12 protein-coding genes are annotated in these 14,802 nt (G+C 66.5%); 5 read left to right on the top strand and 7 right to left on the bottom strand.

Annotated elements, in window-relative coordinates:
- The coding region (gene fusA / locus H0W38_RS05070; protein WP_292451799.1) for an elongation factor G at nt 1-1,181 on the top strand (1,181 nt) is incomplete at its 5' end.
- 1 nt (nt 1,182) lies between these two features.
- On the opposite strand, the gene H0W38_RS05065 is transcribed toward fusA, so the two are convergent.
- The 7 genes from H0W38_RS05065 to H0W38_RS05035 are packed head-to-tail and all read right to left on the bottom strand — an operon-like array spanning nt 1,183 to nt 11,774.
- Nucleotides 1,183-5,073 carry a PilC/PilY family type IV pilus protein gene (locus H0W38_RS05065; protein WP_292451796.1) on the bottom strand — a complete coding sequence of 1,297 codons (3,891 nt, stop codon included), beginning with the start codon at nt 5,071-5,073 and terminating at the stop codon, nt 1,183-1,185.
- A gap of 14 nt (nt 5,074-5,087) precedes the next feature.
- A complete protein-coding gene (locus H0W38_RS05060) occupies nt 5,088-5,759 on the bottom strand; it encodes a hypothetical protein (RefSeq protein WP_292451793.1) in 672 nt (223 codons plus the stop codon).
- On the bottom strand, nt 5,756-6,931 hold the full coding sequence (locus H0W38_RS05055; protein WP_292451790.1) for a PilW family protein: 1,176 nt from the start codon (nt 6,929-6,931) through the stop codon (nt 5,756-5,758). The genes H0W38_RS05060 and H0W38_RS05055 overlap by 4 nt, the downstream gene beginning before the upstream one ends.
- On the bottom strand, nt 6,928-7,308 hold the full coding sequence (locus tag H0W38_RS05050) for a fimbrial assembly protein (protein WP_292451787.1): 381 nt from the start codon (nt 7,306-7,308) through the stop codon (nt 6,928-6,930). The genes H0W38_RS05055 and H0W38_RS05050 overlap by 4 nt, the downstream gene beginning before the upstream one ends.
- 32 nt (nt 7,309-7,340) lie before the next feature.
- Entirely contained in the window at nt 7,341-7,976 is a 636-nt protein-coding gene (locus H0W38_RS05045; RefSeq protein ID WP_292451785.1) for a GspH/FimT family pseudopilin, read from the bottom strand.
- Nucleotides 7,943-8,539 (bottom strand): type IV pilin protein, encoded by a 597-nt coding sequence (locus tag H0W38_RS05040; protein ID WP_292451782.1) that lies wholly within the window; start codon nt 8,537-8,539, stop codon nt 7,943-7,945. The genes H0W38_RS05045 and H0W38_RS05040 overlap by 34 nt, the downstream gene beginning before the upstream one ends.
- A gap of 22 nt (nt 8,540-8,561) precedes the next feature.
- Nucleotides 8,562-11,774 (bottom strand): PAS domain-containing protein, encoded by a 3,213-nt coding sequence (locus H0W38_RS05035; RefSeq protein WP_292451780.1) that lies wholly within the window; start codon nt 11,772-11,774, stop codon nt 8,562-8,564.
- Between the two features lie 278 nt (nt 11,775-12,052).
- Here H0W38_RS05035 and H0W38_RS05030 point away from each other — a divergent pair, with 278 nt between their 5' ends.
- The 4 genes from H0W38_RS05030 (at nt 12,053) to H0W38_RS05015 (ending at nt 14,685) form a co-directional block, all read left to right on the top strand.
- Nucleotides 12,053-12,895 carry an HDOD domain-containing protein gene (locus tag H0W38_RS05030; protein ID WP_292451776.1) on the top strand — a complete coding sequence of 281 codons (843 nt, stop codon included), beginning with the start codon at nt 12,053-12,055 and terminating at the stop codon, nt 12,893-12,895.
- 148 nt (nt 12,896-13,043) lie between these two features.
- Entirely contained in the window at nt 13,044-13,337 is a 294-nt protein-coding gene (locus tag H0W38_RS05025) for a hypothetical protein (RefSeq protein ID WP_292451774.1), read from the top strand.
- A gap of 40 nt (nt 13,338-13,377) precedes the next feature.
- A complete protein-coding gene (locus H0W38_RS05020; protein ID WP_292451771.1) occupies nt 13,378-14,385 on the top strand; it encodes an XdhC family protein in 1,008 nt (335 codons plus the stop codon).
- A gap of 93 nt (nt 14,386-14,478) precedes the next feature.
- Complete coding sequence (locus H0W38_RS05015) at nt 14,479-14,685, top strand: hypothetical protein (protein ID WP_292446706.1); 207 nt, start codon at nt 14,479-14,481, stop codon at nt 14,683-14,685.
- The last annotated feature ends 117 nt before the right edge of the window (nt 14,686-14,802 follow it).

Raw genomic sequence — 14,802 nt, 5'->3', positions numbered from 1 at the left:
TGCATGTGCTGGCCCACGTGTTCAAGCTCACCGTCGACCCCTACGTCGGCAAGCTCGGCATCTTTCGCATCCACCAGGGCACGGTCACGCGAGACAGCCTGCTCTACGTGGGCGATGCGCGCAAGCCCTTCAAGGTCGGCCACCTGTTCCTGCTGCAGGGCAAGACGCTGGTCGAAGTGCCCAGCGCCGGGCCGGGCGAGCTGTGCGCGGTGGCCAAGGTCGAGGAAATCCACTTCGACGCCGTGCTGCACGACGCCACCGAAGACGCCCACATCCACCTCCTGCCGCTGGACTTTCCCATGCCGGTGCACGGCCTGGCGATCGAGCCGCAGCGCCATGGCGACGAACAGCGGTTGTGGGAGATATTGCAGAAGCTGGTCTCCGAAGACCCGTGCCTGCGCATCGAGCAGGTCGCCTCGACGCGCGAGACGGTGGTGTGGGGGCTGGGCGAACTGCACCTGCGCGCGTTGCTGATGCGCATGCGCGAACAACACCGCTTCGAGGTCAGCACGCACCCGCCGAAGATCGCCTACCGCGAGACCGTGACCGTGCCAGCCGCTGCCCAGCACCGCCACAAGAAGCAGAGCGGCGGCGCCGGGCAGTTCGGCGAGGTTCATCTGAGAGTGGAGCCGCTGCCGCGCGGCGGCGGCTTCGAGTTCGTCGATGCCATCAAGGGCGGCGTGATCCCCTCGCAGTTCATGCCGGCCGTCGAGAAGGGCGTGCGCCAAGCCATGGCCGAAGGCGTGATCGCCGGCTACCCGGTGCTCGACGTGCGGGTGACGGTGCACGACGGCAAGCACCACAGCGTGGACAGCAAGGAGATCGCCTTCGTGACCGCCGCCAAAAAGGCCTTCGTCGCCGCGATGCAGGGCGCGCAGCCCATAGTGCTCGAGCCGGTGGTTGCCGTGGACATCGCCGCGCCCGAGGCCCACATGGGCGACCTGACCGGCGACCTCGCCTCTCGGCGGGGGCAGGTCAGCGGCAGCAGTGCGCCGCAGGCGGGGCAGCTCTCGGTGCGAGGATTGGTGCCGCTGGCGGAGTTGGCGAACTACCAGTCACGGCTGAATGCGCTGACCGGCGGGCAGGGGCGATATACCCTGGCGTTCAGCCATTACGAGGCGGTGCCGCCGGGGGTGCAGGAGGAGTTGGTGGGGCGGTATCGGGTGCGGGAGGACGAGTGAATCATTGCGCCGTCGAGAGTTCTCGCCAGTTCAGCCGGCGCAACGGGAGATTGCCGAGTCCCTTTGTTTCGATCTTGCCCACGGAGCCCGTGTTTCCCCCTCCGAGCAGCACGGACTTGCCGTCCAGGCTGACGAATTTCTGGTCCGTCACCACGCCGGCAATGGCCGTCGAATAAGCGATCGGAACGACGGCGGTGATGCCGCCCGTCGTGGTGGTCACGGTCAGCGCGGTCTCGCCGTTGTCGTAGTCGGCCGCATAGACACGGCTGTTGCCGGACGGTGCGCAGGCGTCGCCGCTGGGCAGCGTCGAAACGAAGGAAACCACTCCGAAGAAGCTCGACGGGTCGGTCAGCATGCGCCAGCCGATGCCCCCCGTGCCGGATCCGAGGTCCACGAACCAGCCCATGGGCTTGGCCGGGTCGGCCGTGAAGCCGGTGAGCAAACTGGCAGTGTTGTCCGCCAGAGCGCTGCGCGTCACCGGGAACGTCGCGCCGGCGGGCGCCGTGAGGTGGAAGGCGGAAGCGGTGCCGTCCTTGATGGCATAGAAGGTTTGCCCCAGGGAATCTGCGATGTCGGAGTCGGCCAGCAGGCGGCCGGTACCGATGAGCACATAGCGCTTGTTGGTGCGCGGATGAATCTCCACCAGCGGGCGCGTGGTCACCGGCTGCACGACATTGCCGGACGTGGTGAGCGAAGCGAGCCGAGCCGGATTGCCGAGCGGTGCGCCGGTGGCGCCGACGGCTGCCTGATACGCGCCCGACGCCTGGCGGACGTCGAGCCGCCACACGTTGCCCAGCAAGTCGCCAGCGTAGATGGAATCCGCCGTGTTGTCGGTGACGTTGCGCACGTGCGATTGCGCATGCGCCATGCCGGCCGGCGCCGCCACTGTGCCGGCGCCGGTGGCGACCGTTTCCAGCCACTCGCCGTTGCTCGGGTTGACGAAGAAGAAGTAGCCCTTGCCGTCGCTGTTGTTGTAGCCGGACGTGAACACCAAGACCCAGCCCCATTTGGCGGTCTTGGTGACCACCGGCTGGCCGTAGCTGAAGCCCATGCGCGGGATGTCTTCGGCCGGCATCGTGGCATTGGGGAACTCCCACATCACCTTTGACGCCACGACCGCCTCGGACGTCATCGACGCCGGGTCGGTGACGTCCAGCGCGTAGTAGCTCTTGCCGCCCTTGCCGAGCCCGCCGATCAGCACCGAGCGCCAGTTCGGCGTCCCGGCCGTGGGTCCGCCCGTGCGGCCGAGGTCGATGTCGAACACTTCGGCGGTTGCATCGACGTAGAAGTGATGCACGAAGGAGCTCTTGCCCAGCGCGGCCAGGCCATCCGTCTCCGGAGTGCTCGGCGAACTCGGGCCGGCGAACAGGGCGCTGGGCACGTAGGCGAACACTTCCTTTCCCGCGTCCGTGCCGGTCAGGGTGCCGTTGAAGGCATGCAGCATGCCGTCGTTCGCGCCGACATAGACCATCCTGGCGCGACCGGCATGCGTCGACTTGAAACTGCTGTAGCCCGGGTTGGTGGCGTCCGAGAAGGGGAAGCTGGGCGGGCCCACGGCAATCGACTTGGAGCCGGAAATGTCGCCGAGCAATCCCGTTCTCGGCCGGTAGCGCTTGCCCAGAGGCGCTTCGTTGCTGCGGTCGCCGCGAAGGTAGTTCAGGTATTCCACAGCGTCGGTGCCCGCGCCATAAGTCGTTTCGAGCAGGGCGAGTTGGGCGGCAGACACCGCGGCCGCGCCAGTCGCTCGAAACGGTTTGCCCGTTATGCCGTCCCAGGTGACCACGCGCCGATCGAGGTTCCACCCCGTACCGTCGAGCTGGTCGGCGAGCTTCGCGCTGGCTTTCCAGCGCGAGATGAGCGAGGGCTCCTGAGTCGTCGCCGAGAACGAGAGTTCACTGGCTTCGAGCTCCCCCGTCCAGTTCTCGGCATCGAAAGAGGCGCTGAAACTGGCATTGCCACTGGATGTCAACTGCGGCAGCGCGGTGGAGAACGAGGTCGTGAACGCCTTCAGGTCGCTTGCGATGCTGGCGAACGCACTGTTCAACCCGGCGATCATTTCGTCGGCACGAGACGCGTAGAAGTAGTTGTCCGGCCGCTTGTTGGCGGTTCCGAACAGGGTCTCCCCGTTGGTATGCCACAGCTCCTCGGCCGGCCCGGTGGTCGCCGCGTCGGGATCGTAGCCATCTGGCACCTTGAAGCCACCGTACTTCGTGGCAAGGAAGAACTGGTTGTTGGCTTTGTAGGTCTGGAACTCGAGCACGTCGAGCCAGTAGGTGGTGATGGTCTGTTTGCCCTTGGTCTGCTCCACATCAGGATCGTCCGGTCGGATGTCCTTCGTGTGCGAGTCGTAGGCCACGCCAGCTATCAGCGCGGAGTTGTTGCTGCAACAGCCGCCGTAGTTGGTTGCGCTGCCGAGAGTCCCACCCAGCCCCTGGAGCACGCCGACCTTGTTGGTCGCCGCCACCGCGTCGACTGTTGGATCGCTGACGACCTTCGCGGGTTTGGTCGGTTCGTTGCCGGAGGATGTGGAGCCCGGCACGTTCTTGTCCGCATGGCTGTTCACATCGCCAATGCCCAGGATGTAATTCTTCTGACAGGAGTACTTGATCGGGTCATCCCATTGCGTGATGACCGGAAAGCCGTCGATCCACTGTGTCTTCGTCGTATTCGAAGCACCCGACATGCTCGTCCATTGGGGAACGTTGCCCAGCTCCCACGTCGGTGCCACAAGACTTTGGTACTTGAAGTACCGGACCGCCGCGTAATAGAGTTCGCCGACGGGGTCGTAGGTCTTGTAGCCGTTGGCGGTATGCGTTTGTCCGAACTGGTTCAGGTAACCGATCACCCCGCTCTTGGCCACCGGAATGCTCGGGGCGAACTCGTCGTTGGTGGCTTGCGCGTCGTCTGCGTCGGGGTTTGCGATCAGCACACCGGTGGTCGCGCTCCACTCCTTGACCGGATTGGCGGCGTCTGCCAAGCCGGGACGCGGCTCCATCGGGCCGACGAACTTCTGACGCGCCCGCAGGACACCGCCATCGCGCTGGATGTTGCTGTCGTTCAAATAACCGAATGCGCTGTAGCGAATGCGATCGGAGTAGTTCTGGATCAGGCCCTCGGGTTTCCAGTTCGAACCGTAGGCCTTGCAGTTGCTCTCCACGACGACCGCCGGATCGCAGACTTTGACGCGCACGCTCACTTCATAGACGCGGTTCTTATCGTTGAGGCCAGTCTTGTAAAGCCTGAACGAGCTGTGCCCGCTGCCGTTGTTGACATCGCCGGCGTCGGTGAAGCGCAGCTTGTTGCCCAGCCCCTGGATGCGCATCTTGAAACCGCTCCAGCCGAGAGGCGTGGCGCCGGAGATGAGCGGGCCGCCCGAGAGCGTGCGGTTGGGGAAGTTGCCGGTGCCGCCCTGCCCGGACGCCCATGCCTTCTCGATCACTGTGAGCGTTGCCGTGTCTTTGACACGGTAGCCGCCCGTGAGCGCCCAGCGAAACGGGTCGATCGTCTGCATCGTGGCCCAGTTCAGGAAGCTGCCGCTCCATTGGCCGCTGCAAGTGAAGTTGGTACTGGCCGGACCGACCGGGTAGAAGTAGCGGTCCGTTTCGTCGGCATCGTTGTCACGATACGCATAGCACTTCTTCGGATCGAAGTAGCCCAGAAAGGCCTTGCTCGTGGTGTAGTCGCCAAGGTTGGCAACGCTGACCGCGGTCGGGAACTCCACGGACAAGGCCAGCGCCAGATTGCCGGGGACCGCCTTGTTGCTGAACAGCGGCTGGTCGGCGAGATTCGTCGAGGCGAGTGCGGAAACACCGATCAGGGTTGCGAGCCCCGGAACGGCAGTCGCCCGCAATACAGCCATCAGACGAGCCAGGGGCAGGAAAGGGTTCGCCATGGTGACGCTCCGGCTCAACGAGTCAAGGTGGTTTGCAAAAACGCTTGGGTGTCACGCGGACCTGTCACTCGCAAGCTGATTCGATAGACCGCTTGCGGTGTGACGGCACCCGCTGAGGGCGACGTCGGCGACCCTGCAACAGGAGCCGCAGCTGCAGCATCCTCACTGCGCCTGAGCTGAGAGCCGCTCCCACCCTTCGGCGCAGTGTTGCCCGCCGCCACGTACGCATCGCCGAGCGTGCTTTCTTCGCCTGTAGCGACGGACAGCCGATCGATCACGTACCTGATGGTCACGTCCTGTGCGGAAACCGCAATGTCATTGCCCCCGGTGGCATAAGACAGCGCTTCGAAAGCCGTATCGGTCAGCAACAATGCGTCGGGAATGCCTTGATCCGTGCTCGGCAAAACCCTGGCGCTGTAGTTGCTGCTCTTGAGGTCGTTGGCCCGGGCCGTTGCGGTACTGAGCGCGCCAGTAGTCAATGCATCGAGCACCACCGGCACCGCACGTTCAGCCTGGTTCATCAAGTCGCGTTTGAACGCCAGGTTGCCCGCCAGGAACATCGACGTGTCCATTGAACGGACCAGCGCGGCGCTGGCTCCCAACAGCACTACCAAAATGATCAGGCTGAGGATCAACACGGCGCCCCGTTGACGGACGCGCATCGTACAAAGGCGATTGGTGGTCATAGCGCGGGCAGCAGCAAGGTGTTGCGCAAAGGAATCGTGGACTCGATCACGCGGTAGCGAAAGTTACGCTCGCCGGTCGCGATCGCCACGGTGGTGGCCACATCGGGAAGGTCAGCGAACAGCGGCAGCGAGGCGGGTGCGACGTCGGTCCGCTCGACCAGCGAGCTGCGCAGGACCACGGCGAAACGCACCGCCAGGATGTTGCGCAGATTGGTTTGCGCGGCCGCGGAACCGTCGAGCAAGGCGGCCGCACCCCACGTGGTACCTGTCGGGGCAACCCAGGCGTCGAGCTGACGATCGTTGTCGGTATCAACGCCGTAAACGGCTCGCAGTTGCATGACACCTTCGGCGATGGGCAAGGCCGCGTCCGAGCCGTCAATCCGCAGCAGGTCGTAGGTGAACAGCGTCTGGTTGTCGCCGACGCCGTACAGGCGGAACTGCGGCGGGTTCACGGCGGCGACGTTGCCGATGCTCGCGGCAACAGCCGTACCGGTGATGTCCGCAAGATTCACGGTACTGCCGGCAGCAGTGAAGTAAGTACCGTCGAGTAGCAGTCTTGGATCCGTACCGTCCGCGATGCCGGATGCATCCTTGGGGCCCTTGACTTGTGAAAGCAGGCAATCCGGCTGGTTCGCAAGCAAAACGAGATCGCCACCTCCGAAGCCGATCGTGTTGCGGAGAAGCACGCCGGGACCGTCCGTGACAAGCGTCGGGCCTTCGGCCTGCGCTCCCACCTCGCCGAACCCGGAGCTGCCCGACATCAACATCAGCACGTCGGAGCCCGCCGCAGACTGACCCTGCGCAATGATGACGGGAGCCAAACGCAGATTGCCGGTCACCGCTGCGAACGGCGCTGGCAGCGCAGCCGCGCGCGGCAGCATTTGTGTGCCGCTGCGGCTTGCATTGATGAGGCAGCCGATGGTCTCGTCCCATCGGCTGGTAAAGCCAGAGCCCGCGCTGCGGATTGCGCGGTCGAGCAGGTAAGTCGCATAGCCACCGCTTTGCCCGATGTCATTGACCGAAGACGTGGTCCGTCTGCGGCTTTCGCTCGCGCTCAACACGCTGAAGATGACCAACGTGACCACGAGCGCGATCGCGACCCCGACCATCAGCTCGATCAAGGAAAAACCGCGCGCGCCGAGGCGCTGCGAAAGGGCGGTGCGCGCGCTCATGGCAGCACGGCGGTCGGCGGCACGACCACTTGGGTGACAAGACGGTTCGTGGCGCCCGCGGCTGCAAAGGTGGGCTGCCAGGTGACGGTGATCGTGGCAACGCCATCCGCATCGACGGCCACCGTCCCAACGCCTCCCGGCAAACCGGTGGCAGTGGCGTCGCCGACGCGCGTATTCCATGCGGTAGTCACGGCTGCAGACAGCGTCGCTGTGCCGCTGGTCCACATCAAGGAGCCAATCTCATTGGCCAGCAAGGAAGCGCGACCGCGATCCTCGGCATTGCCGGAGTACTGGATCGCTCGTGCGTGCAGAGCGACCGTACCAAGGATGCCGAACGAGAAAATCAGGATCGACACCAGCACTTCGATGAGCATCATGCCGGCCTGCGGACGGCGGGAAGATGAGTGCTTCATGGGGGAGGGCATCCGTCCGGGTTGGTTGAGAGAGCCTTGGCGGGATCGCACATGCGCACCCGCCCACCGAGCGATACGAGCACCCGCAGCGGTCGATCGGCGCCGGCCATGTCAATGTCGTAGGTGACGGTGGGTGCCGCTGCATCTACAGCGCAGACTGCCCCTGTAGGTCCTGGCGAGACATTGGCCGTCAGGCTACCCATGGAGTTGAAGCAGATCGACTCCGCGCCGTCGGATCCGGTGATTTCGACGCCGGCCGCAACGTCGGCAAGCGCACCGCCCCGAACGAACTGGGCGGTATCGCTGCCGAGCAGCGGCACGGTCACGATGGCCCAATTGATGCCGTCTTCCTTGACCTCCGCTGCATCGCTCGGCGTGTCGTCGGTCAGCATGAACACCACCTGCCGGCTCTGCCGTACGGCCTCGGCCTGCGCCAGCCTCACGCCGTTCTGCAGCGCCTCCGCTGTTGTGCGCACGCGTCCGTTCATCAGCCAGCTCTGCATCCCGGGCACGGCCACCATCAGGAGGAGCCCCATGACGGTTATGACGACCATCAGCTCCAATATGGTGAAGCCGCGCGGCAAGCTGCCGGTTCGGCTCAGCATGTCATGCCCCGCCTGGTTACCCAGCACGTGCTGCTGTTGCCCCAGCCGGTCGGCGCAGTGGTCGCGCGGACGTCCTGCGCAGTGACCGTGAATACGAAGTCTGCAACCGGGCCACCGCCGGTGGCCCGCAGCGTGTAGGCGGTAGCCGTCGGCGCTACCGAGCAATCGACAACGAAGTTGTTGAAAGTGCGCTGCGCAACCGCGCCGGCGCAAGGCGTCGTGAACGTTGGCGTGCCGGTCACCGTTGCGTACGTCCGGTTGTCTTGGAAGTGGCGCTCCATCTCGGCCCGCATACTTGCCAGACCGTTGGTGCCGTCGACCAATTGCCCCCGGATGACGTAATCGCGGTAGCTCGGTAATGCGATGGTCACGAGAATGCCGACGATGGCCACGGCGATCATCACTTCGATCAACGTGAAGCCCCGATTCGAGCCGTGCGTGCTGTGAACAGGTTTCATGAAATGTGCGCCCTCAAGGTGCTGCGAAGTATCAGGAGTCGGGTCGCAAACGCTCGACCAGTCGTCCTCGCTTCGCCGCCGCTCGTCGGCCGCGAGCGGTGGAATCGGCAGGTCGTGTGAACTAGTGCGCAACCTCGATCGGCCGCGCGGACGACTACGGCATGCTGCCGCTGCCGTCGCTCAACCACCGCTCCAGCACCGCCCCCAGAGCATCCCGCTCGATCGGCTTGGTCACGTGGTCGTTCATCCCGGCGGCGAGCGAAAGCTCGCGGTCGCCGCTCATGGCATGCGCCGTCATCGCGATGATCGGCATCCGCCCGGCACGCGAGGGCATCGCGCGAATGCGCCGTGTCGCTTCGAGGCCGTCCATGCCCGGCATCTGAATGTCCATGAGCACCACGTCGACCGTCTGCTCCAGCAGCAGCGCCAGCGCGGCCTCCCCCGACTCCACGACCCGCACCTGCACACCGAGTTGCTCGAGCATCGCCACACCGACCAGCCGATTGAGTTCGTTGTCCTCCACGAGCAGCACGCACGCACCGGTCAGCCGCGAGGGCGCCTCGGCCAGTGCTGCGGCGCTGGCGCCGCTCGGCGGCTCGGCGCGGCCTTGCCGCAGCGCCGGCTGCAAATGAGCCAGCGTGAACCACATGCGCGTGCCCCGGCCGGGCACTGAGGCCAGCCCGAGTTCGCCCCCCATCCGGGCGACCAGGTGGCGGCAGATGGTCAGCCCTAAGCCCGTGCCGCCGAAGCGCCGGCTGGTCGATACATCGGCCTGCTCGAACGCATCGAAGATTCGCGCCTGTGCCTCGGGACTCATGCCAATGCCGCTGTCCTCGACCTCGAAGCGAAGCGCCCGCGCTGCGCCACCGCCGCCTTGTGTGCCGGCCACGCCAGCGCGCAGCACCACCTCGCCGCGCTCGGTGAACTTGACCGCGTTCGAGCCCAGGTTGAGCAGAATCTGCTGCAGTCGCGTGCGGTCGCCGGACCACCACTCGCCCAGGCCTTCAACCACTTCGACGCGCAGCGGCAGCCGCTTGGCCTCGGCGGCGTGAGCCAGCAGGTCGCGCACGCTGGTCAGCACGTCGGCAATGCGAAATTCCGTGCGTTCGAGTTCGAGCTTGCCGGCCTCGATCTTGGATAGATCGAGCACGTCGTCGAGCACCGCCAGGAGGCTGCGCGCAGCAGCATGTCCCTTGGCCGCGTAGTCGTGCGCTGGTTGCTCCTGCACGGCGTCGAGCAGCAGGCCGGTCAGGCCGATCACCGCATTCATGGGGGTGCGGATCTCGTGGCTCATGTTGGCGAGGAAAGCGCTCTTGCTGCGGCTCGCCGCCTCGGCCTCCTGCCGTGCCCGCTCGATCGCCTGCTGCGCGTGCCATTCCCGGGTGATGTCGAAGGCGGCGCCGGCGCGCTTGAGCAGGGTGCCGCGCTCGTCGTGCACAGCCTGCGCCATGACGCGCAAGCGCCGGCCCTGCGCTTGGCCGGGCTGCGGCAGCAGATCGATTTCGATGCGCTCGGGCGCACCGGGCGAGCCCTGCACGAGCGCCAGGAGCGCAGCGCGGTCACCCTCGGCCACGCACTGCTGCCAGACGGCCAGGTCGGCTCCGCGCGCACCCGTGCCGTCGCCGTCGTCCGGCTCGTCGTCGCCCCGCAAACCGAGCAACCGCGCGTGGCGGCGATCCCAACCCAGGGTGCCGCTGGCTGGCTCGTACTGCCAGGTACCCATGCCCGAGGCGGCGGCGGCCAGGTCGAGCCGCTCGGTGAGCTGGCGCACCTCTGCGGCGGCGGCGCGTCGTGCTGTCACGTCCAGCACGATGCCGAAGGCGAGCGAAAGGCGGGCCGCCGCGTCGAACTCGCAGCGCCCGACGCAGCGCATCACGCGCAAGCCGCGGCTGGGGTGATGGATGCGGAACTCCCACGCGAACTCGGGCTCGGCGCCGGCGCGCAGGCTGTGTTGCCAGCGGGTGCGCGTGCCGGCGCTGTCTTCGGGCACCACGCGTTCGAGCCAGGTTTCCGCCGGGGCGCTGCCAGCCACTCCGAAGAGGTCGAACCAGTGGTCGCTCCAGCGCAGGCGGCCGTCATCGCCATGCACCGCCCAGGCGGCGCCGCCCACCGCCTGCAGCGCCAAGGCCTGGCGTCGGCTCGATTCGGCCAGCTTTTCCTGCAGTTCGACGTCGCGGGTAATGTCCCAGCACACGCCGACCATGCGGCGAGGCGCGCCGCCGGCGTCTCGCGGCATCGACGCGGCCGAGCGCAGCCAACGCACGCTGCCGTTCGCCGCCTGCACCCGGAACCGCGCCTCGAGCGGCTCGGCACTGTGCAGGCCGTGGTCGACCAGGTCGCGGATCACCGGCTGGTCTTCCGGGTGGATGCAGGCACGCACATCCTCGCGCACCACGTGGGCCGCGGCCGGCAGGCCGAACAGGCGGCGCACCGCGGCGTCCGCGCTCACATCGCCACTCAGAGCGTCGAGCTCCCAGATGCCGAGCTGCGCGGCGCCGGTGGCCAGCAGCATGCGTTCGGAGAGCGCGCGCAGGCGCATATCGGCTTCTTCCTGGGCGGTGACGTCACGGTCCAGCCCGACCACCCGCACCACCCGGCCGGCGTCGTCCAGCTGCGCCTTGCCGATGCTGCGCAGCCAGCGCACCGCCTGATCGGGCCGGACGATGCGAAAGCTCATGTCGTAGGGCAGGTGCGCCTGCGTCGTGTCGTCGAGCCAGCGCCTCACCCGCGCCCGGTCGTCGCGGTGCACCGCGCGCAGCCACTTGTCAGTGCTCACACTGTGTGGCTGCTCCGGCAGGCCGTAGATGCGGCTTTGCTGAGCATCGATGCGGAACGTGCGGGCGGCCACGTCGTACTCCCAAACGCCGAAGTCGCCGCTTTGAATGGCCAGCTGCAGCTTTTCGTTGAGCAACTGCAGCTGCGCATCGTGAACGCGCTGCGCTCGCTCTTCCATGGCACGCCGGTGCGTGCGGCCGACATAGCGGCGCACGCTGGCCACGCACAGCACGGTGAGCAGGCCGAAGCCGGCCAGCACCCCAGCCTGGTTGAAGGGGTCGAGCACGATGACGGCGTTCGGCGCGGCCAAGCTCTGCCACCACACGATGCCCAGCGCCAGCACGCAGGCCAGCGTCAATGGCGCGGTCAGCACGCCGACACGGCGCTTGACCGACTCGCGCAGCAGCAGCGGCAACACCACGAACAGCGCCGAGACGGCGATGACGGCGCCGGAGGCACGCGGCACCGCCAGCACCGTGATGGCCAGCATCACCAGGGCGCCAAGGCCGATGAGCCCGAGCGCGTCGACCGCGACCTCGCGCACGTCGCCGGGCGGCAGCGGCTCGTCAGGCTGCGTCAGCAGGTCGCGCAAGCTGTGAAGCAAACCGGCCGGTAGGGCGGGATCTTGAGGCGCCGTCATTAGCAGCGAAGAGCGTTGTTCGGGGCAACGGTGGTGTCGGGCCGCAGATTGTGCCGGGCTTGCACGTCGACGCTTCACGTAGATACTGCCGGTTTCGATCGAGCAGCCCATGGGAGCGAGCATTGCCTGAGCGGGCTGATCCGGCACGCCGAAAGCTCAAGCCATGAGCCGGCGCGCCGATAAACAGCCACTGCTCCCGGTTTGAAAAGGCCGACCCGCTTTCCCGTGCCATGTTGACTCACCGCCCGACCGACCTCGCCGCCTGGACCACGTGGTTTCGCGATGCGCCGATTCCGGTGCAGGCGCGCACAGCAGACGAACTGGCCCTGCTGGCCAAGGCAGAAGAAGTCCGCGGGGATGTCGACGCGCACCAGTTGGCAGACTCGGTCGGCCGTGATCCCTTGATGGCGCTCAAACTGCTGGCGACCGTATCGCAGGCGCACCGCGCCCGGCACGCCGAGGGCGGCCGCAGCGGTCCCGAGACGGTGACGGCAGCGTTGGTCATCATGGGGGTGTCGCCGTTCTTTCAGGCGTTCGACGCCAGCCCCATGGTGGAGGACGTGCTGGCCGGCCAACCGCAGGCACTTTCTGGCCTGCAGGCCGTGGTGCTGCGGGCGCATCGCGCTGCCAACTTCGCGGTGGGTTTCGCGGTGCACCGTATGGACGAAAGCGCAGCGGTGCTGCAGCTTGCGGCACTGCTGCACGACTTTGCCGAAATGCTGCTGTACTGCCACGCGCCCGCGCTGGCGCTTGAAATCGAAGCCCGCCAGCGCGCGGATGCAAGCATGCGATCGGCCAGCGTGCAGCGCGAGGTGCTGGGCGTGGATCTCGCTGCACTGCAGCAGGCGCTGATGCGCGCCTGGTCGCTGCCCGCGATCCTGGTGCGTATCGCCGACGACGCCCATGCCGAGCATCCGCAGGTGCGCAGCGTCGAGTTGGCCATCCGGCTTGCTCGCCACTCCCAGAACGGTTGGAACAACGCAGCGCTGCCCGATGATTTTGGCGATGTGGCGAAGCTCCTCAATCTTTCTCCGGCAGCGGCTGAAACACTGGTGCGAGAGATCGACGACTGAATCCCCAGGCCTGTTTTTGGCTTTGCCCGGGCGGGCGGTTGCTGCTGGCGAGGCGAAGGGCGCGCGCGCTCACCGCCACCTGCTGCCGCAGCGCTTCGGGTTGCCCCGTTTAGACAAAGACACGGCCAACCTGAGACAATACGCGCCTATGGCCTCACGCAAAGACACCACGACCCGCATTCAGCAAGACGGACTGCGCTACACCAGCAAAGCCCCGGGCTCGCCGTTTTCACCGCGTCCCGGCGCTTTTTCGGGCGCGACCAACACCATGTCGTGCTTCTTCTGCGGCGCTCACCAGCCGCCGAACCGCCGCACGATGCAAAAGGTGCTGGGCCGCAGCCAACCGGTGTGCGAGCCGTTGTGCGAGAAGAACCCGCGCGCCAAGAAGCTCGCCGCGCTGGCTGCGGAAGCAGCCGCCACGACCGACAGCACCGCCGACTGAATTACGCGGGCGCCCGAAGGCGCCACGCAGAGCGATCGCCATGGACAGTCTCGACCTGCAGGTTCTCACGCAGGCTCGAGACTGGCTCGCTTCAGGGCACCGCGTCTGGCTGATCACCGTCATCGAGACCTGGGGTAGCGCCCCTCGTGTGCCGGGCGCCTTGCTGACGCTGCGCGAGGACGGCCGTGTCTGCGGTTCCGTTTCCGGCGGCTGTGTCGAGGACGACTTGATCGAGCGAGTTCGCACCGGCGAGCGCGTTGACCGCTGCACCCTCATTGCCTACGGCGTTACAAAGGAAGAGGCGGCCCGTTTCGGCCTGCCCTGCGGCGGCAACCTGCGCCTGCTGCAGGAGCCCCTGCAAACCGGCGCATGGATCGACGAGGTGCTGGCTCGCACGGCCCGTCATGAACTGGTGGCCCGCCGGCTCGAGCTTGGCAGCGGCACCGTCACCCTGGAAGCCGCCACACGCGGCGAGTCATTCAGCTTCGACGGTCGGGAGTTGCGCGCATTGTTCGGGCCGCGCTGGCGGCTGCTGATCGTGGGTGCCGGCCAGTTCTCCCGGCTGCTCGCGCAGATGGCCCTGGCACTGGATTTCGAGGTGATCTGCTGCGACCCTCGCGAGGATGAGGCCACGGTTTGGGACGTGCCGGGCACGCGCTTCAGCCGGTCCATGCCCGACGACCTGGCGCTGGAACTGCAGCTCGATCCGCACAGCGCTGTGGTGGCCCTCACCCACGATCCCAAGCTCGACGACATGGTGTTGCTCGAAGCGTTGAAATCGCCGGCGTTCTACGTCGGCGCCCTCGGTTCACGCGGCAACACCGCCAAGCGCAAGGAGCGGCTCGCCTTGTTCGATCTGGCGCCCGATGAGATCGCGCGCCTGCACGGGCCGATCGGTTTGCCCCTGGGAGGCAGGATGCCAGCCGAGATCGCCGTGGCCATCTTGGCTGAAATCATCGCAGTGCGCCATGGCGTGGCACTGGTGCCTAAAAAGCCAGAGAACGTCTCGAAGGCGGCCTCCAGCGACGTTGCGATTACGCGCCGCTGATTGCCCCCGTCGGCATCGCATCATTCAAGGCCGTGTTCGGCGTGCCAGACGGCATGGCAGGATGCGGAACCTCACTCCTGCGAGAGAACAACGATGACCTCCATGGCCCCCCTTCGCTGCACCGGCATCAAGCAAGTGGTGCTGTCCGACGACGGCACGGCGGTATTGCTCGAACTGGCAATGGCCAACGGCAAGACATTTCCGCTCGAGTTGGAGGCCGAGGGCGTCGAACTGCTCACGCGGGCGCTGCTTGTTTCAGCGCAGGCCCTCGGCGAGCAGCAGCGGCCGACAGCGCCGTAAGCCCCGGGGGGCTGCCGCTACTAGTGCAGTGCGCGTGATGTTCTAGAACTTATTCGTGCCGGCATACTCCAATCGCCCAGGAGGCTGGAGCGATGCGGGTTGCCAAGACGATTGAGC

It is taken from the genome of Methylibium sp., assembly GCF_013817365.1.
In the GTDB taxonomy this organism is placed as follows: Bacteria; Pseudomonadota; Gammaproteobacteria; order Burkholderiales; family Burkholderiaceae_C; genus Methylibium.
The sequence above is the reverse complement of the archived record's forward strand: the minus strand, read 5'-3'. Positions and strand labels throughout refer to the sequence as shown.